The 16,140-nt window shown below is 69.9% G+C and carries 19 protein-coding genes; 9 read left to right on the forward strand and 10 right to left on the reverse strand.

Annotation, left to right across the window (positions count from 1 at the left end):
- Positions 1-67 precede the first annotated feature (67 nt).
- From HCX50_RS02190 to HCX50_RS02215, 6 genes are all read left to right on the forward strand, one after another.
- On the forward strand, positions 68-616 hold the full coding sequence (locus HCX50_RS02190; protein ID WP_167632844.1) for a GNAT family N-acetyltransferase: 549 nt from the start codon (positions 68-70) through the stop codon (positions 614-616).
- 98 nt (positions 617-714) lie between these two features.
- Positions 715-1,326, forward strand: coding sequence for a PadR family transcriptional regulator (locus HCX50_RS02195; RefSeq protein WP_167632845.1), 612 nt, complete (start codon positions 715-717; stop codon positions 1,324-1,326).
- The gene (locus HCX50_RS02200) at positions 1,323-2,891 is read left to right on the forward strand and encodes an MFS transporter (protein ID WP_205828734.1); all 1,569 of its coding nucleotides are present in this window, start codon (positions 1,323-1,325) and stop codon (positions 2,889-2,891) included. The genes HCX50_RS02195 and HCX50_RS02200 overlap by 4 nt, the downstream gene beginning before the upstream one ends.
- Before the next feature lie 66 nt (positions 2,892-2,957).
- The gene (locus HCX50_RS02205; protein ID WP_167632846.1) at positions 2,958-3,497 is read left to right on the forward strand and encodes a GNAT family N-acetyltransferase; all 540 of its coding nucleotides are present in this window, start codon (positions 2,958-2,960) and stop codon (positions 3,495-3,497) included.
- A 125-nt stretch (positions 3,498-3,622) separates the two neighbouring features.
- A complete protein-coding gene (locus HCX50_RS02210; RefSeq protein WP_167632847.1) occupies positions 3,623-5,098 on the forward strand; it encodes an ABC transporter permease subunit in 1,476 nt (491 codons plus the stop codon).
- Positions 5,095-5,823, forward strand: a complete 729-nt coding sequence (locus HCX50_RS02215; protein WP_091032599.1) for an amino acid ABC transporter ATP-binding protein — start codon at positions 5,095-5,097, stop codon at positions 5,821-5,823. Before HCX50_RS02210 ends, HCX50_RS02215 begins: the two co-directional genes overlap by 4 nt.
- Before the next feature lie 146 nt (positions 5,824-5,969).
- Here the strand turns inward: HCX50_RS02215 and HCX50_RS02220 are convergent, their stop codons facing one another.
- The 5 genes from HCX50_RS02220 to HCX50_RS02240 form a co-directional block, all read right to left on the reverse strand.
- Positions 5,970-7,292: an MFS transporter gene (locus HCX50_RS02220; protein ID WP_167632848.1), complete on the reverse strand. Its 1,323-nt coding sequence runs from the start codon at positions 7,290-7,292 to the stop codon at positions 5,970-5,972.
- Positions 7,289-7,768, reverse strand: a complete 480-nt coding sequence (locus HCX50_RS02225; RefSeq protein ID WP_167632849.1) for a winged helix-turn-helix transcriptional regulator — start codon at positions 7,766-7,768, stop codon at positions 7,289-7,291. The genes HCX50_RS02220 and HCX50_RS02225 overlap by 4 nt, the downstream gene beginning before the upstream one ends.
- Before the next feature lie 312 nt (positions 7,769-8,080).
- Positions 8,081-9,358 (reverse strand): phosphoribosylamine--glycine ligase, encoded by a 1,278-nt coding sequence (purD, locus tag HCX50_RS02230; RefSeq protein WP_091032590.1) that lies wholly within the window; start codon positions 9,356-9,358, stop codon positions 8,081-8,083.
- Positions 9,359-9,399: 41 nt separating this feature from the next.
- Positions 9,400-10,074, reverse strand: a complete 675-nt coding sequence (locus HCX50_RS02235) for an NUDIX hydrolase (RefSeq protein ID WP_167632850.1) — start codon at positions 10,072-10,074, stop codon at positions 9,400-9,402.
- Between the two features lie 100 nt (positions 10,075-10,174).
- On the reverse strand, positions 10,175-10,708 hold the full coding sequence (locus HCX50_RS02240) for a GNAT family N-acetyltransferase (RefSeq protein ID WP_167632851.1): 534 nt from the start codon (positions 10,706-10,708) through the stop codon (positions 10,175-10,177).
- Positions 10,709-10,803: 95 nt separating this feature from the next.
- Here HCX50_RS02240 and HCX50_RS02245 point away from each other — a divergent pair, with 95 nt between their 5' ends.
- Both HCX50_RS02245 and HCX50_RS02250 read left to right on the forward strand, forming a co-directional pair.
- Positions 10,804-11,268: a hypothetical protein gene (locus HCX50_RS02245; RefSeq protein ID WP_167632852.1), complete on the forward strand. Its 465-nt coding sequence runs from the start codon at positions 10,804-10,806 to the stop codon at positions 11,266-11,268.
- A 3-nt stretch (positions 11,269-11,271) separates the two neighbouring features.
- Positions 11,272-11,640, forward strand: a complete 369-nt coding sequence (locus tag HCX50_RS02250) for a sterol carrier family protein (protein ID WP_167632853.1) — start codon at positions 11,272-11,274, stop codon at positions 11,638-11,640.
- A 71-nt stretch (positions 11,641-11,711) separates the two neighbouring features.
- Here the strand turns inward: HCX50_RS02250 and HCX50_RS02255 are convergent, their stop codons facing one another.
- On the reverse strand, positions 11,712-12,173 hold the full coding sequence (locus HCX50_RS02255) for a hypothetical protein (protein ID WP_167632854.1): 462 nt from the start codon (positions 12,171-12,173) through the stop codon (positions 11,712-11,714).
- A 100-nt stretch (positions 12,174-12,273) separates the two neighbouring features.
- Complete coding sequence (locus HCX50_RS02260; RefSeq protein WP_167632855.1) at positions 12,274-12,642, reverse strand: VOC family protein; 369 nt, start codon at positions 12,640-12,642, stop codon at positions 12,274-12,276.
- A 63-nt stretch (positions 12,643-12,705) separates the two neighbouring features.
- Here HCX50_RS02260 and HCX50_RS02265 point away from each other — a divergent pair, with 63 nt between their 5' ends.
- Complete coding sequence (locus tag HCX50_RS02265) at positions 12,706-13,155, forward strand: MarR family winged helix-turn-helix transcriptional regulator (protein ID WP_029263090.1); 450 nt, start codon at positions 12,706-12,708, stop codon at positions 13,153-13,155.
- Positions 13,156-13,181: 26 nt separating this feature from the next.
- On the opposite strand, the gene HCX50_RS02270 is transcribed toward HCX50_RS02265, so the two are convergent.
- The 3 genes from HCX50_RS02270 to HCX50_RS02280 are packed head-to-tail and all read right to left on the reverse strand — an operon-like array spanning position 13,182 to position 16,128.
- Positions 13,182-13,955: a heme ABC transporter ATP-binding protein gene (locus HCX50_RS02270; protein WP_167632856.1), complete on the reverse strand. Its 774-nt coding sequence runs from the start codon at positions 13,953-13,955 to the stop codon at positions 13,182-13,184.
- On the reverse strand, positions 13,952-15,025 hold the full coding sequence (locus HCX50_RS02275) for a FecCD family ABC transporter permease (protein ID WP_091032574.1): 1,074 nt from the start codon (positions 15,023-15,025) through the stop codon (positions 13,952-13,954). The genes HCX50_RS02270 and HCX50_RS02275 overlap by 4 nt, the downstream gene beginning before the upstream one ends.
- Positions 15,022-16,128, reverse strand: a complete 1,107-nt coding sequence (locus tag HCX50_RS02280; RefSeq protein ID WP_167632857.1) for a heme/hemin ABC transporter substrate-binding protein — start codon at positions 16,126-16,128, stop codon at positions 15,022-15,024. Before HCX50_RS02280 ends, HCX50_RS02275 begins: the two co-directional genes overlap by 4 nt.
- Between the last annotated feature and the right edge of the window lie 12 nt (positions 16,129-16,140).

Here is a 16,140-nt window from a genome sequence, read left to right on the forward strand (position 1 = left end):
TCCCGGTTCGCACGGCCACCGCATGCCGTGGGTCCGAGGCGTCGGTGGTGCAACCTAGCCTGGTCGCATGACCGCCGACATCCTCACGCCGCGCCTGCGCCTGTCGCTCCCGACCGCCGCCGATCTCGACACGCTGTTCGCTATCTCGACCGATCCACGGGTCTGGACCCACTACCCCACACTGCGGCACATCGACCCGGAGGAGACGGCTTCGATGATGGCGCGCTGGGAGAGAAGTCGGGAGTCGGAGGGGCTCGGGCCGTGGTCGGTCCGAGCGCGCGATACGGACGAGCTGATCGGTTACGGCGGGTGCACGCTGCTCGGCGGCGAGGTCTGGAATCTCGGGTACCGGCTGTCTGCCGATCACCACGGCAGGGGGTACGCCACGGAGCTCGCGTTCGCCGCGCTCGAACAGGCCCGACTGGCCGATCCCGACCGCCCGGTGATCGCCTATCTCGTCGAGCACAACCGGGCTTCGGCGCGAGTCGCCGAGAAGGTGGGCCTCGCACTCGTGCACAGGACTCCGGATGCGGGAAACCCCGATCCATCCGTGTGGCGACTCGTCTACGCGGATCGTCCGCTCACGGAAGCGCAGCTCGCCGCGGCATCTCTGTAGCCGGTAAAGGTCTCCGCCGCCGAAGCCATCTGTTCGGCATCTTGAGAAGGGCGTATAGTCCACATGGACTATTTGAGCGCGACACCCGGGGAGGGGCCATGCAACGACTGACCCCGATGGGGGCGATGATCCTCTCCCTGCTGCGCGAGGGCGACATGCACCCCTACGAGATGGTGCGACTGATGCGGGTGCGCCGCGACGATCGGCTGCTGACCCTCACGAACGGCACGCTCTATCACACGGTCGGCCGGCTCCAGCGGGCGGGGCTCATCGACGAGGTCGGCAGTGACCGCGAGGGGAATCGCCCCGAGCGCACGACATACTCATTGACCGACGCCGGCCGGGAGACCCTCATCGCCTGGCTGCGACGCGAGCTGTCGACGATCGATCGTCCCGCCGAGTTCCGGATCGCGCTCGCCGAGGCGCACAACCTCGAACGCGGCGATGTGCTCCAGTGTCTGCGGTCGCGTCGCGTCGCCCTCGACGACGAGCACGTCGCGTATCGCGATGGACTGATCGGAGCGAGACGCGATGGCGTGCCCGAGCAGGTGCTCGTGGAGTACGAGCGGCAGGAGGTGCTGCTCGAGGCCGAGCTGCGCTGGGCCGACGCGCTGATCGCCCGCCTCGAAGCCGAAGACCTGCCGTGGGGACCCGCGGCTTTCCCGAACTCAGACCGCTACCGCGCTCAGCGAAAGGCTGCACAGCAATGACCGATTCCCCTCGCGACGGAGACCGCCCGCCGGTGTCCGCGCCCTCGAGCTCCGGTCCGTCGACCGGCACCTACTCCGTCGGTCACAAGCCGACGAGCCCCTGGCCGGCGCTCTGGGCGCTGGTCATCGGATTCTTCATGATCCTCGTCGACACCACGATCGTCTCGGTCGCGAACCCGGCCATCAAGGCCGCACTCGACCCGAACACCAACAACCTCGACAACGTGGTGTGGGTCACGAGCGCGTACCTGCTCGCCTATGCCGTGCCGCTGCTCATCACCGGGCGTCTTGGTGACCGGTTCGGCCCGAAGAACATCTACCTCATCGGCCTCGCGATCTTCACCCTCGCCTCGCTGTGGTGCGGGCTCTCGAACTCGCTCGAGGGCCTGATCGTCGCGCGCGCCGTGCAGGGGCTGGGCGCCGCATTCATGACGCCGCAGACCATGGCCGTGATCACCCGCACCTTCCCGCCCGAGCGCCGCGGCGCCGCCATGGGCCTCTGGGGTGCGACGGCCGGTGTCGCGACGCTCGTTGGTCCGCTCGTCGGCGGACTGCTCGTCGACGGCTTCGGTTGGGAGTGGATCTTCTTCGTCAACATCCCCGTCGGCATCGTCGCGTTCGTGCTCGCCTGGCGTCTGGTGCCGAAGCTGGCCACCCACCCGCACCGCTTCGACATCGTCGGCGTCGTCCTGAGCGCTGTGGCACTCTTCCTGATCGTGTTCGGACTGCAGGAGGGCGAGAAGTACGACTGGGGCGTGATCTGGGGTCCCATCTCGGTGTGGAGCCTGATCATCGTCGGCCTCGTCATCCTCGGGCTGTTCATCGTGCAGCAGGCCAAGACCCGCAGCGAACCGCTGGTTCCGCTCGAGCTGTTCCGCGACCGCAACTTCTCGGGAGCGAACGTCGCCATCGCCGCGGTCGGCTTCACGGTGACGAGCATGTCGCTGCCGATGATGTTCTTCCTGCAGTCCGCCCGTGGACTCACCCCCACGGAGGCCGCGCTGCTGTTGATCCCGATGGCGGTGCTGTCGGGCGCGCTCGCTCCGGCGGCGGGCAAGCTCCTCGACCGGGTGGATCCGCGCATCATCCTGATCCCCGGCCTGCTCTGCGTCGCCGGCGCACTCGTCTGGTACTCGGCCCTGATCAACATGGACACCCCGATCCTCATGTTCCTGCTGCCGTCCGCGCTGATGGGCATCGGCAACGCGGGCATGTGGGGGCCGCTCGCCACCACCGCGACGCGCAAGCTGCCGCCGCGCCAGGCGGGTGCCGGTGCCGGCATCTACAACACCACCAGGACGATCGGATCGGTCATCGGCTCGGCATCCATCGCCGCGTTCATGCAGTCTCGCCTCGAGGCGAACCTGCCCGGTCTCGCCGATGCGCCGGCGGGCTCGACCGGGGGAACACTGCCGCCGCAGGTGGCCGACGGCTTTGCCGCAGGAATGTCGCAGGCGATCCTGCTGCCGGCCTGCGTCATGGTGATCGCGCTCGTCGCCTCGCTGTTCCTCGGTCGCTACGACAAGGCGGATGCCGCGGTGCCGGCGGCCGCGCGGCCCGAGTAGTCGAGTTCGGGAGGGTGCCGTGTCCGGCGGTTTGCGGATGCGGCGCCTTTCTGCTGTCATCGGGCGATGACGATCGCTCTCGCTCGACCGACCATCGACCTCTTCGACTCCTGGGCTGCTGCCGTGGCCGAGTTCGACGGCGGGCACATCGACGGTGGCGGTTTCGAACAGGGATTCACGCCAGACCGGGTCGCGTGCGAGGCGTTCGTCGCGAAGGCGGAGCTGTACGCCACTCCGGGCGCGGTGTTGCCCGAGGGGCACGTGGCGTGCGACTTCTTCTGGATCACCGAGGGCGACCGCGTCGTGGGGTTCATCGCGTTCCGCCGTGAGCTCAACGACTGGCTGCGTCGCTTCGGTGGCCACATCGGCTACGCGACGATCCCGTCCCGGCGTCGGGAGGGAATCGTGCGCGAGGCCCTCCGTCTCGTGCTCCGGTTCGCGAAGTCCGAGGGATACGACCGCGTGATGCTCACCTGCGACGATGACAACATCGGCTCCATCCGCACGATCGAAGGGGCCGGCGGCGAGCTGGAAGACGTGGTCGCGGCTCCCGAGCCGGGGCAGCCCCGCGTGCGGAAGTACTGGATCGAGTTGTCGCCGGCCTGAGCCCGGATCCGCCCTTCTGCGCGGTTCCTGGCAGACCCGTCGAGGCGGGCGCGCGGCGGGGCGGCGACTAAGGTGGATGCTCGGCGATCGTCCGGTCGCTGCTGTCGACCCGAGGAGCACACGTCGTGATCCGAAATCCATCCGCCGCGACGGGCCGCCTGCGCCGGTCCGTCCGCACCGTCGGCGCAGCAGCGCTGGTCGCCTTCATCGCCGTCGGCGCGCTCCTGGCCGGAGCCGCCCCCGCCACCGCCGCGGACGACGAGAAGTACGTCATCGGCACCGACACGACGTTCGCGCCGTTCGAGTTCACGAATGCGGACGGCGACCTCGTCGGCATCGACATGGATCTGCTCCGTGCGATCGCGAAAGACCAGGGCTTCGAGGTCGAGATCCGCCAGCTCGGATTCGACGCCGCCGTGCAGGCGCTGCAGTCGAACCAGGTCGATGCCGTCATGGCCGGCATGTCGATCACCGAGGAGCGCGAGAAGACGTTCGACTTCAGCGAGCCCTACTTCACCAGCGGTATCCAGCTCGGCGTGCTCGAGGCGAGTGACATCCAGTCCCTCGACGACCTCGACGGCAAGGCTGTCGCCGTCAAGACCGGCACGCAGGGGCAGACCTTCGCCGACGAGAACAAGGACGCGTACGGCTTCAAGGTCACCCCCTACCAGGACACGACCGACATGGTGGATGCCGTGAAGGCCGGCCAGGCGGTCGGCTATTTCGAGGACTTCCCGGTGCTGGCCTACGGCATCCAGCAGGGTTCCGGCTTCCGTCTGATCGGCCAACCTGAGCTGGGTGGCGAGTACGGCTTCGCGGTCAACAAGGGGCAGAACCCCGAGCTGATCGAGATGTTCAACGAGGGTCTCGCGAATCTCAAGGCCTCGGGCGAATACGACAAGATCGTCGACACCTACCTCTCCGGCGGTGAGGAATCCGCCCAGCCGACCGACATCATCTCCGTCGCGGTGCAGTACTGGCCGGCGCTCATGGAGGGTCTGTGGCTCACGATCCTCGCGACGATCGTCGCGATCGTGGCCGCCTTCATCCTGGGCCTCATCTTCGGCTTCGGCCGGGTCTCGAAGATCGCACCGTTCCGCTGGATCGCCACCGCCTACGTCTACATCTTCCGCGGCACCCCGATCCTCATCCAGGCGTTCTTCGTGTTCTTCGCGATCCCGCAGCTGATCCCCGACCTCACGTTCAACCCGTTCGTCGCCGGTGCGATCACGCTCTCGCTCAACACGGGCGCGTACATGACGGAGATCATCCGTGGCGGCATCCAGGCGGTCGATCCCGGTCAGAACGAGGCTTCGCGTTCGTTGGGCCTCAGCCACTGGAAGACGATGCAGAAGGTCGTGCTCCCGCAGGCGTTCCGCATCATGATCCCGTCGTTCGTGAACCAGGGCATCATCACCCTCAAGGACACGTCGCTGATCAGCGTCATCGGCCTCGCGGAGCTGACGTTCGTGTCCCGCCAGATCATCGCCTCGACGTACCTGTCGGCGCAGGTGCTGACGATCGTCGCCATCATCTACTTCATCGTGATCACGCTGTTGACGCTGCTCGCGAACCGCCTGGAGAGGACGTTCAACGCATGAGCAAGATCGTGGTGCAGGACCTGCACAAGTCGTTCGGCGACAACGAGGTGCTCAAGGGCATCAACCTGGCGGTGGAAGACGGCGAGGTCGTCGCCGTCATCGGTCCTTCGGGCTCCGGGAAGTCCACCCTGCTGCGCTGCCTCAACAAGCTCGAGGAGCCGACGTCGGGGCATGTCATCATCGACGGCGTCGACCTGACCGACAAGAGCGTGAAGCTCGACGAGGTGCGTCAGCGCATCGGCATGGTGTTCCAGCACTTCAACCTGTTCCCGCACATGACGGTGCTCGAGAACATCACCCTCGCGCCGGTCGAGTGCGGCAAGATGACGAAGGCTCAGGCGCGCGAGCGGGCGCTGGCTCTCCTCGAGCGCGTCGGCCTGTCGGAGAAGGCGGATGCGAAGCCGGCATCCCTCTCCGGTGGTCAGAAGCAGCGTGTGGCGATCGCCCGTGCGCTCGCGATGGACCCCGAGATCATGCTGTTCGACGAGGCGACGAGCGCCCTCGACCCCGAGATGGTGGGCGAGGTGCTGCAGGTCATCCGCGACCTGGCCGAAGGCGGCATGACGATGGTGCTGGTGACGCACGAGATGGGCTTCGCCCGCGAGGTCTCCGGCCGCACGGTCTTCATGGACGGCGGCGTCGTGGTCGAGGAGGCCCCGCCCGCCGAGCTGTTCGGCGCCCCCAAGAACGAGCGTCTGAAGGACTTCCTCTCGAAGGTGCTCTGACCCCGGCGCTCGCGCGCTCGCGCCGCTCGCCCGCGCCCGCTCGCTGACGCCGAGTGCACGGGTTCGCGCCGAGTGCACGGCTTGTACACGTGAACAAGCCGTGCAGTCGGCAGCATCCCGTGCACTCGACGGGGTGGAACGCGCGGCTACTCGCGAACGGGGGCGGGTGCGGGGGCAGCATGCCGGCGGATGGTCGCGCTGACCAGAGCCGCGACCGCGCAGAGACCCGCTGCCGCGAACCACGCGAACGTGTACTGGCCCGTGTGGTCGCGGACGACCCCGGCGAGCACGGACGCGATACCCGCGCCGATCTGGTGCGCCGCGAACACCCAGCCGAACACGAGCGGTCCCTTGTCGCCGAAGACCTCGCGGCACAGCGCGATCGTCGGCGGCACCGTGGCGACCCAGTCGAGGCCGTAGATGACGATGAACACGATGATGCTCGGCTGCACCTCGGCCGAGAGCAGGCTCGGGAGGAACAGCAGGCTCACCCCGCGTAGTGCGTAGTACGCCGCGAGCAGGATGCGGGGGTTCACACGGTCGGTCAGCCACCCGGAGAACACGGTGCCGACGATGTCGAAGATGCCGACGACCGCGAGCAGGCCGGCGGCGGTCGTGGTCGCCATCCCATGGTCGTGCGCGCTGGGGATGAAGTGCGTGCCGATGAGTCCGTTGGTCGTCGCCCCGCAGATCGCGAACCCGATCGCCAGCGCCCAGAACGTCTTCGTGCGCGCGGCCTCTCGCAGCGTGGTCAGCGCGAGCTTCGCGGCTCCCCAGGCCGTTCCGCGGGGAACCGGTGTCGCCGCCACGGTGGGCGCGGCTTCGCCGTAGCGCGCGACGCCGAGGTCGCTCGGGCGGTTGCGCAGGAAGATCCAGACGAGGGGCATGACCGCGAGCGCGCCGCCCGCGATGATGAGCGAGGCCCCGCGCCATCCGATGTCTTCCGCGGCGACCGCGATCACGGGGAGGAAGATGAGCTGTCCGGTCGCGCTGCCGGCCGTGAGCACGCCCGAGACCAGGCCGCGGCGGGTCGCGAACCACGTGTCGGTGATCGTGGCGGCGAACACCAGCGCCATCGATCCGGTGCCGAGGCCGATCAGCACACCCCAGGTCAGGATGAGCTGGCCGGGAGTGGCGACGAAAACGCTCAGTGCCGCGCCCGCGCCGATCACGAAGAGTGCGACGACCGTGACCGCGCGGATGCCGAAGCGCTGCATGAGCGCGGCGGCGAACGGGGCGATGAGGCCGTAGAGCAGGAGGTTGATCGAGACCGCGAGCGAGAGTTCGGCGGTGCTCCAGCCGAACTCCTCTTCGAGCGGCACCATGAGTACGCCGGGGGCTGCGCGGAAACCGGCGGCACCGATGAGGGCGATGAGGGCGACGAGCGCCACCGTCCACGCGGGGTGGAAGCGGCGCTGCCGGGACTCGAGGGGCTCGGCGGTCGGCTCGTCGACCGATTCGGCGGTCATGCCGCGTGCCCGGCGAGAAGTGCGAAGGGCTCCCCGCCCATGCTGCGTCGTGCCCAGCGGGTGCTGTCGGCGTCGAGCGGCGCTGCGCAGGTCGCGCACCAGTCGACCGAGTCCGAGACGTCGCCGCACCGGCCGCAGCTGACCGTCAGACCCCAGGCGCCATCGGGGTCGGTGATGCGGGCGAACCGCGCGTAGGCGTGCAGGATCGGGAGCGTCTGGCGTCCGGCATCCGTCAGCCGGTAGCCGCTGCGAGCGTCGTCGGGGTCTTCGCGCACGACGAGGTCGGCCTCACCCATCGAGGTCAGTCGCCGGGAGAGCACCGAGTCGGCCGCGCCGGTGGCATCGCGCAGCTGGTCGAAGCGGGTGCGACCCGAGAAGAGCTCGCGCAGGATGAGGAGCACCCACGGGTCGGCGAGCACGTCGGCGGAGCGGGCGATCGGGCAGGTCGAGGACGACCAGTCGGAGCGAAGCGGCATCCGCCCACTTTCTTGAAGAAAGCTCGCCACGTCAACCGCGAACCCGCACGTTGGCAGGATTCGCGCTGGGACTCGGCCGAAATCGCGCGCTCGCCGCGCTGGCCGCGCTGGCCGGTGCCGAGTGCACGGGATGCTGCCGAGTGCACGGGGTGTTTGCGTCGCGAAGCCGTGCACTCGTCGCGAAGCCGTGCGCTCGGCGAGGTGGCAGGGTCGCGAAGCCGTGCACTCGTCGCGAAGCCGTGCACTCGGCGAGGTCGCAGGGTCGCGAAGCCGTGCACTCGCGCGCAGAGGCGGGAGGCGGGCGCGCGGAGGCTAGTCCGCGACGCGCGCGGCGATGTCGGTGCGGTAGTGCGAGCCGTCGAGGCGGATGCGGGCGATCGCGTCATACGCACGGTCGCGCGCGGTGCGGAAGTCGGAGGCCACGGCCACCACGTTCAGCACACGGCCGCCCGTGGCGATGAGCGATCCGCCGGGAGCATCCGGGCTCGCGGTCGCGGCGTGCACGAGGCGGACGCCCTCGACAGCCGCGGCATCCGCGAGGCCCTCGATCGGGCGTCCGGTCTGCGGCGACTCGGGGTAGCCCTCGCTGGCCAACACGACCGTGATCGCGACGTCGTCGCTGAACTCGGGCTCCGGCTGGTCTTCGAGGGTGCCGGATGCCGCGGCGAACAGCAGCTGCGACAGCGGGGTGACCAGGCGGGGCAGCACGATCTGCGTCTCGGGGTCGCCGAAGCGCGCGTTGAACTCGATCACGCGCACACCCGCCGGGGTCAGGATGAGTCCCGCGTAGAGGAGCCCGATGAACGGCGTGCCCTCGGCGTCGAGCTGCCGCACCACGGGGAGAGCCACGTCGCGCGTGACCTCTTCGACGAAGGCCTGCTCGCTGCCGAACTGCTCGGCGAGCCACGGCAGTGGCGAATATGCGCCCATGCCGCCGGTGTTGGGTCCGGCGTCGCCGTCGAGCGCGCGCTTGAAGTCCTGCGCGGGGCTGAGCGCCCGCACGGTGTCGCCGTCGCTTAGGAAGAACAGGGAGACCTCGGGGCCGGAGAGGAACTCCTCGATGAGCACCGGGCCCGCGGGGAGGTACTGCTGGGCGTGGGCGAGAGCTTCGGCGCGGTCGGACGTGACGATGACGCCCTTGCCGGCCGCGAGGCCGTCGGCCTTGACCACGTACGGGGCGCCGAGATCGTCGAACGCGGCCTCGACCTCGGTGGTGCTGGCGGCGCGGACAGCGCGTCCGGTCGGCACGCCGGCGGCATCCATCACCCGCTTGGCGAACGACTTCGAGCCCTCGAGCTGGGCGGCGGCCTTGCCCGGTCCGAACACCGGGATGCCGCGGACGCGCAGGGCGTCGGCGACCCCGGCGACGAGCGGGGCCTCCGGGCCGACGACGACGAGGTCGATCGCGTGCTCGTGGGCGAATGCGGTGACCGCTCCGCCGTCGAGAGGATCGACCGAGACGGGGGTCGCGTCCTGCGCGATGCCGGCGTTGCCGGGAGCGACGAAGATCTCGTGCTCCGTCTGCTCGGCCCGCAGGGCGAGGATGATCGCGTGCTCACGGGCACCGGAACCGAGGACGAGAATCTTCACCCGTCCAGACTACCGAGGGGGAACCGACGACGCAGACCGCCTCAGACCTCGACGGTCCGCTCCACCGTGGCGTCCCAGGGCACCGTCCAGCCGGTGGCGTCGAAGAGGGCGTCGAGCACCATCGCGGTGAAACCCCACACGATCGTCCCGTCGACGTCGAACGCCGGTCCGCGGAAGGTGCGGCCCATCCGGGTGAGCGTCGAGGTGAATCGGGTCGCGGGGTCGAGCAGCTGCGCGACGGGCACTCGGAACACCTCGACCGTCTCGGCGTGGTCGACGGCCACGACCCTCGACGGCGACTGCCACCAGGCGAGCACCGGTGTGACGAGGTGGTTGCTCGCGGCGAGAGGGATCACGGGCAGCGTGGCCAGGATCTCGACGCCGGCCGGATCGAGCCCGGTCTCCTCTTCGGCTTCGCGCAGCGCGGTGGCGACCAGATCGGCGTCATCGGGCTCCACTCGGCCGCCGGGGAAGGAGACCTGTCCGGGATGGGACGAGAGGGTGGGCGCTCGCCGCTGCAGCAGCACGTCGAGGTCGCGGGCGACAGCGGCATCGGCCGTCGGGGCGGGGACGCGGTCCAGCACCCCGAACAGGATGAGCACCGCGGCGTCGTGCGCGTTGTGCGGGTCGGCGAGCGGCGGGATCCGTACGCCCCACGAGTTGTCGGCGACGGCGGCGAGCAGCTCGGCGCGGGCGCCCTGCGGATGCATGCTCATGCGTCCGAGCTTAGGACGCGTCGGGCGTTCGTGGCTCGCGTTTCCCGGCCCCACCGAGCGCTGCGAGCACGCGGCGGGCGACGCCGCCGAAAGGTGTGGTTCACGCCATCGACAACGGCAGCGACAACGACAACGGCAGCGACAACGACGAAGCGGGGGCGGGGTCGCTGCGCAGTCGCGCGTGCAGTTCGACGTCGAACCGCTCGGCGCCGTACCGGAGCTTCTCGCGTTCGACCCCCTCCGCCCGGAAGCCGGATGCCGTCGCCACGCGGCACGAGGCGGGGTTGTTCACGCGGTGGCCGAGTTCGAGTCGATGAAGCCCGTGCCGGAACGCCCAGTCGGACACCGCGAGCACAGCGCCGTTCGCATACCCGCGGCCGCGGGCGGCGGGTGCGAGCCAGTACGAGATCCAGGCCGTCTCGTGGCGGAGCTCGATCGCGGTCGCTGCCACGTTGCCGATGGCGACGCCGTCTTCCACGATCGCCCAGTTCCTCGCCCGCTCCTCGAACAGCAGCGATTCGTCGATGTAGGCGCGCGCCGCCGCGGGCGAGGTGAGCTCGGCGGATCCGAACTGGGTGGCGAGGTCGGGTGCCGTCTGCCACGCCCGTTGCAGAGCTTCCGCGTCGGCGGGCATCCAGGGGGCGAAGGGTGATGCTCATGCCTCCATGATCCCCGTTTCGTGGGGTCCGCGTCGCCGACGCGGACGCGCGCCGAAGGTAGGCTCGCGGGATGAGGCGATGGCGGGGATTCGCGCTGGGCGCGGTGCTGATGGCGGTGCTCACCGGGTGTTCCGCGACGCCTGAGGTCGACCCCGACGCCGTGCAGGATTGGATGGCGACGCAGGACTCCCGTGAGGTCGCCGGGTCTCTCGCGACGCTCGCCGGATTGGCGTCGCCGCTCTCGGATGTCGTCGGCGAAGGCGGGGTCACGGCCGCGTTCGATGAGCCGACGGCGATCGTCTCGGTGCTGTTCGCGTGCTTCGGTCCCGAGACGATGAGCGCCGACATCGCCCTGAGCGGATCGGATGCCGGCGGCTCCGTGACGTCGCAGACGATCCGCACCGACGATCTGGTCTGCGACGGCGAGCCGCAGCGGATCGATATGGGCTTGGATGCCGCGACCGAGGTCACGGCGAACGGGCTGGGTCGGGACGCGGTCGGGGCCTGGTCGGTCGTCGTCGTGGGGGAGAGCTGAGCGATGGCCAGGAAGATCGACATCATCGACGGGCGTTCAGCGCTGGATGCCGTTCGCGACGCGGATGCCGCCGGCACGAAGCCGCAGCGGACCGACCTCGCCACCGCCGTGCGCTACCTGCTGCAGCTGCTCGACGAGAAGGCGCCGGGCAACAGCGTCGAGGTCCGAGTGCCTCCGTTCGGCGCGGTGCAGGTGATCCAGGGCCCTCGCCACACGCGCGGCACACCGCCGAACGTCGTCGAGATGGATGCCGCGACCTGGATCGCGGTGGCCACGGGCGCGGAGGCGTGGACGGATGCCGCGGCCGGCGGTCGCATCCATGCCTCCGGCACGCGCGCGGATCTCAGCGACGTGCTCCCGGTTCGTCCGTAGCGCGAGCGCACGCAGAGGCGACGGCGGTCCGCCCGACGATCGCGCGTGAGCGCTCGACCGGCGCCTCCGGGTCAGGCTCCCCTGCGGCGCGCGATCTCGTCGGCCAGCTGCTGCACGCGGCCGGGGTCGGCATCGCGGGCGAGGGCGACGTAGTGGTCGAGGACGGTCGGCCGGTAGCGCACGGGCATGCTCTGTCCCGGTGCCAGTCGGGTGAGCTCGGTGATCGTGAGGTCTTCGTCGGCGATGCCTCGGAACGAGTGGCCCTCAGCCGTCTCCACATCGAGCATCAGGACCACGCGGGGGCTGCCGTCACTGCTGACCTCGCGCCAGTCGACGAGAACGCCGAGCGCGAGCACGCCCGCGCGCAGTTCCGCGTTGCGCGTGCGTGCGTCTCCGCTCAGGAGCGGGTTCGGGGCGACGCCGGGGAAGTCGGGCCCGACACCGAGCGACTCCCGACTCAGGTCGGGCCGGAGCTGCTCCACGAGGTCGCTGAAGCTGAGCTTCTGCTTCTTCTTCTTCCTCGAACCGAACATCCCGACCCCTCCCTCGCGCCGCTGCCGGCGCCTCCGCCGTTCCTTCGCAATCATCGCGATTGTATGTCGCCGGCCATCCCGGCACCCGGAGGGGTACGGGTCATGCCCGGTCGTGGAGGGTGATCTGGTAGCCGTCGGGGTCGGAGAAGGTGAAGGTGCGACCGAAGGGGCCGTCGATCGGGTCGGCCACGATGGTGTGGCCGTCGGCGACGAGTCGATCGTGGATCGCCTGGACGTCGGTGGCGTGCAGCCAGATCGCGGCACCGATTCCCGGTTGCGCGACGTCGGTCAGGTCGGTGCCGGGCGCGATGTCCCGGAGCGCGAACGCGATCGGCGTCGTCTGGAACACGACGGCGTGCGGGGGGCCCGCCGGCGAGCGGACGAGTCCGAGGTAGCTCTCATAGAACGCCTGCGAGGCGGCGAGGTCGCGCGCCTGGAGGGAGAGGAAATCGGGGCCGGTGACGGGCATGAGGAGAGTCCTTCGTTTTATGTCAGTTTTCTGACATGAGTAAGCGTATGTCAGACTACTGACATGAGTCAAGATCGCGCCGGCATCGAGCTCGACACGTCGCTGGGCTACCTGCTGAAGGAGGCGTCCAGCGCTCTCCGCACCTCGATGGAGGAGGTGCTGCGCCCGCTCGGCATGACCATCACGCACTACTCCTGCCTCGAGCTGCTCTCCCAGCGCCCCGGCCTCTCGAACTCCGAGCTCGCGCGCGGCGCGTTCGTCACCCGCCAGTCGATGAACGTGCTGCTCCAGGCCCTCGAGCGGGACGGCTTCGTGACCAGGCCCGCCGAGCCGCCGGTCGGGAAGGCCCTCCCCGCCCGCCTCACCGACCGTGGCCGGCAGAGTCTCGCGAAGGCGACGGCCGCCGTCCGTTCGGTCGAGGTCCGGATGCTGTCGGGCATGACCGAGGCCGAGCAGGCGGGCGCGCGGAAGATCCTGCGGGGCATGATCCGCTCCCTGCGCGACGAGGAGTAGTCCGGCGCGCGTGGCCGGGACGCGACTCAGCGCCGAGCGACCACCAAAGGCACCCCCGTGGTCGGATGCGGGAACACGTCGACCGCCTGGCCGTAGACCTGCTCGATCCGCGCGGCCGTCAGCACCTCGGCCGCCGTGCCCGTCGCCGCGACCCGGCCGTCGGAGAGCAGCGTGACACGGTCGGCGTGGGCGAGTGCGGCATTGAGGTCGTGCAGCACGATCGCCACGGCGATGCCGGCATCCGCCCGCCCACGGATCAGCCGCATGACGTCTTCATGATGCTTGAGGTCGAGTGCGGCGGTCGGCTCGTCGAGCAGCAGGATGCCGGTGCTCTGGGCGATCACGCGGGCGAGCGCGACGCGGGCGCGCTCGCCGCCGGAGAGCGAGGGCACCGCGCGGGCCTTGAGCGCCGTCACCTCGGTCTGCGCCATGGCCGCAGCCACCAGCTCGTCATCATCGTCCGCCGCCGGCGTGCGCGCCCAGGGCGTCCGACCCATGCGCACCACCTGCTCGGCGCTGAAGGGGAAGGTGACCGCGTTCTCCTGCAGCAGCACGGCGCGCTCCCGGGCGAGGAGGCGCGGCTTCACCTGCGCGATCGGCTGATCGTCGATCTCGACCGTTCCCGCCTGCGCGGTCACATCGCCGGCGAGCACCCCGAACAGGGTGGACTTGCCCGCCCCGTTCGGACCGACCAGGGCGTGGATCTCGCCGCCGTGGATCTCGATGGAGGCGTCGTCGAGGATCGTCCGCCCCTCACCGACGCGCACCGTGAGCCCCGCGCCGCGGAGCCGCACGGTCATGCCCAGCCTCCCGAACGGCGGCGCGTGCGCACGAGCAGCCACAGGAAGAACGGGCCGCCCACGAGCGAGGTGATCATGCCGATCGGCAGGTCGGCGAGCGGAACGGCGGTGCGCGCGACGAGGTCGGCGACGGCGATGAGCAGTGCGCCGCCGAGCGCCGAGGCGATCACGAGGGGCAGGTGGGCGGGGCCGATCAGCATGCGCATCAGGTGCGGCACGATGAGTCCGGCGAAGCCGATGATCCCGGCGAAGGCGACCGCCGCGCACACCAGCAGCGCGACCGTCACGATGACCACGATCCGCAGCAGCTCGACATTGACGCCGAGGTGTCGCGCGGTGCGCTCGCCGAGGGCGAAGAGGTCGAGGCTGGGGGCCACGATCAGGGCGACCACGACGCCGATCAGGACGAGCGGCGCGACCAGCTGGATGTTCGACCACAGGGCGCCGTTCAGCGACCCGAGCTGCCAGAACACGATCTGCTCGCGCGTCGACGTCGTGCCGAGGAACGTGAGGAAGGCCAAGCCCGCGCCGGCGATGGCGTTGATCGCGATGCCCGTGAGCAGCAGCGTCACGACCTCGGTGCGGCCGCCGGATCGGCTGATGAAGTACACCGAGAACACGGCGATCAGGCCGCCGGCGAACGCGAATGCGGGCGTGGTCCACATCCCGAAGGTCGCGAGTCCGAACGTGATGCTCGCCGCCGCGCCGAGTGCCGCACCCGACGAGACGCCGACGACGCCGGCATCCGCGAGTGGGTTGCCGAAGATCGCCTGCATGAGCACGCCCGAGACGGCGAGGGCCGCGCCGACGAGGAGGCCGAGCACGATGCGCGGCATCCGCAGGTTGAAGATCACGCCGTAGTCGGTGGATGCCGCGGGCGCCCAGGCGGTGTCGATCCCGACGCCGCGCAGCAGCACGCCGACCAGCGCGGTGGGGGACAGGTCGTACTGCCCGCTCGTGATCGAGACGACGCAGGTGATCGCGAGTGCGACGACCAGGCCGACCGTCACCAGGGCGAACCGGAGTCTCCGGTGCCTGGTCGGCGTCGGAGTGACGACCTCGCCGGTCACTTCGCGGGCTCGGGGGCGTACAGGGCGCGGGCCAGGGCGCCGATCACATCGGCGGTGCGCGGGCCGAAGCTGAGGATCTCGCTGTCGGCCATGTCGATCACCCGACGGTGCGCTCCGGCTGGTGTCTCGGCGACGGCCGGGATCCGCTCGATCAAGCCGTCGATGCCCCCGACCGACTCGAGTCCATCGGTCATCATCACCAGCACATCGGGCTGCGCGGCGACGAGGGCCTCGGCGGTCATCGGCTTCATGCCCTCCCAGCCGATCTCGGCCGCGACGTCGACCCCGCCGACCGCGTCGATGAGGGAGTCGGCGCCGGAGTCCTCGCCGAAGATGTAGTAGACGTTGGCGCTACCGCGCACGTAGAGGAAGAGCATGCGCGCGCGATCGGACTCGTCGGCGGGCACGACCTCGGCGATCTCGGCGAGCGTCTCGTCGACCGAGGCGTCGAGCCGCGCGATGAGCGCCTCGCCGCGGCTCGGCACCCCGAGGGCTGTGGCGATCTCGGTGACCAGCTCGTCGGTCGTGTCCAGTCGCCGATCGCTGGAGATCACCACGACCGCGATGCCCGCGTCGCGCAGCTGCTGACGGACCTCTTTCGGACCGATCGTGGTGTCGGTGAGGACGACGGTCGGCGCGAGCTCGAGGATCGCCTCGGCGTTGAGCGTGTGTCCGGTCTTGGTGACGACCGGGAGGTCTTCCGTTCCGGCGAAGACGGTGGATGCGTCGCGGCCGACCACCTGATCGCCGAGTCCGAGGGCGAACACGGTCGACGCGATCGTGCCCGAGATGTCGATCGGGAGGATGCGGTCGACGTCGGTGATCTCGATCTCGCGGCCCTCGCTGTCGGTCACGGTGACCGGGAGCTTCGGCGCGGTGTCGTCGTCGACGGCTTCGATCGCGCGGCTGGAGAGGCACGCGGTGGAAGGGCCCTCATGCCCGCGCACGTCGTCGATCAGATCGAGCGAGGCGAGGGGAGCGGACGCCTGCGGGCAGGTGTCTTCTGCGGCCGCGGGTGGTGCGGCGTTCGCTCCCGGCTCGGCGCACGCAGTGAGACCTGTGGCGAGAGCGGCGACGAGGAAGACGGCAAAGACGCGACGCATTAGGCAAGGCTA

It is taken from the genome of Microbacterium sp. B19(2022), from assembly GCF_012030385.1.
Classification (GTDB): Bacteria; Actinomycetota; Actinomycetes; order Actinomycetales; family Microbacteriaceae; genus Microbacterium; species Microbacterium oxydans_B.

What these genes read in the sequence shown, in the direction of transcription:
- HCX50_RS02190 (WP_167632844.1), top strand. Translation starts at nt 68, where the DNA reads ATGACCGCCGACATCCTCACGCCGCGCCTGCGCCTGTCGCTCCCGACC.
- HCX50_RS02195 (WP_167632845.1), top strand. Translation starts at nt 715, where the DNA reads ATGCAACGACTGACCCCGATGGGGGCGATGATCCTCTCCCTGCTGCGC.
- HCX50_RS02200 (WP_205828734.1), top strand. Translation starts at nt 1,323, where the DNA reads ATGACCGATTCCCCTCGCGACGGAGACCGCCCGCCGGTGTCCGCGCCC.
- HCX50_RS02205 (WP_167632846.1), top strand. Translation starts at nt 2,958, where the DNA reads ATGACGATCGCTCTCGCTCGACCGACCATCGACCTCTTCGACTCCTGG.
- HCX50_RS02215 (WP_091032599.1), top strand. Translation starts at nt 5,095, where the DNA reads ATGAGCAAGATCGTGGTGCAGGACCTGCACAAGTCGTTCGGCGACAAC.
- HCX50_RS02220 (WP_167632848.1), bottom strand. Translation starts at nt 7,292, where the DNA reads ATGACCGCCGAATCGGTCGACGAGCCGACCGCCGAGCCCCTCGAGTCC.
- HCX50_RS02225 (WP_167632849.1), bottom strand. Translation starts at nt 7,768, where the DNA reads ATGCCGCTTCGCTCCGACTGGTCGTCCTCGACCTGCCCGATCGCCCGC.
- HCX50_RS02235 (WP_167632850.1), bottom strand. Translation starts at nt 10,074, where the DNA reads ATGAGCATGCATCCGCAGGGCGCCCGCGCCGAGCTGCTCGCCGCCGTC.
- HCX50_RS02240 (WP_167632851.1), bottom strand. Translation starts at nt 10,708, where the DNA reads ATGCCCGCCGACGCGGAAGCTCTGCAACGGGCGTGGCAGACGGCACCC.
- HCX50_RS02245 (WP_167632852.1), top strand. Translation starts at nt 10,804, where the DNA reads ATGAGGCGATGGCGGGGATTCGCGCTGGGCGCGGTGCTGATGGCGGTG.
- HCX50_RS02250 (WP_167632853.1), top strand. Translation starts at nt 11,272, where the DNA reads ATGGCCAGGAAGATCGACATCATCGACGGGCGTTCAGCGCTGGATGCC.
- HCX50_RS02255 (WP_167632854.1), bottom strand. Translation starts at nt 12,173, where the DNA reads ATGTTCGGTTCGAGGAAGAAGAAGAAGCAGAAGCTCAGCTTCAGCGAC.
- HCX50_RS02260 (WP_167632855.1), bottom strand. Translation starts at nt 12,642, where the DNA reads ATGCCCGTCACCGGCCCCGATTTCCTCTCCCTCCAGGCGCGCGACCTC.
- HCX50_RS02265 (WP_029263090.1), top strand. Translation starts at nt 12,706, where the DNA reads ATGAGTCAAGATCGCGCCGGCATCGAGCTCGACACGTCGCTGGGCTAC.
- HCX50_RS02270 (WP_167632856.1), bottom strand. Translation starts at nt 13,955, where the DNA reads ATGACCGTGCGGCTCCGCGGCGCGGGGCTCACGGTGCGCGTCGGTGAG.
- HCX50_RS02280 (WP_167632857.1), bottom strand. Translation starts at nt 16,128, where the DNA reads ATGCGTCGCGTCTTTGCCGTCTTCCTCGTCGCCGCTCTCGCCACAGGT.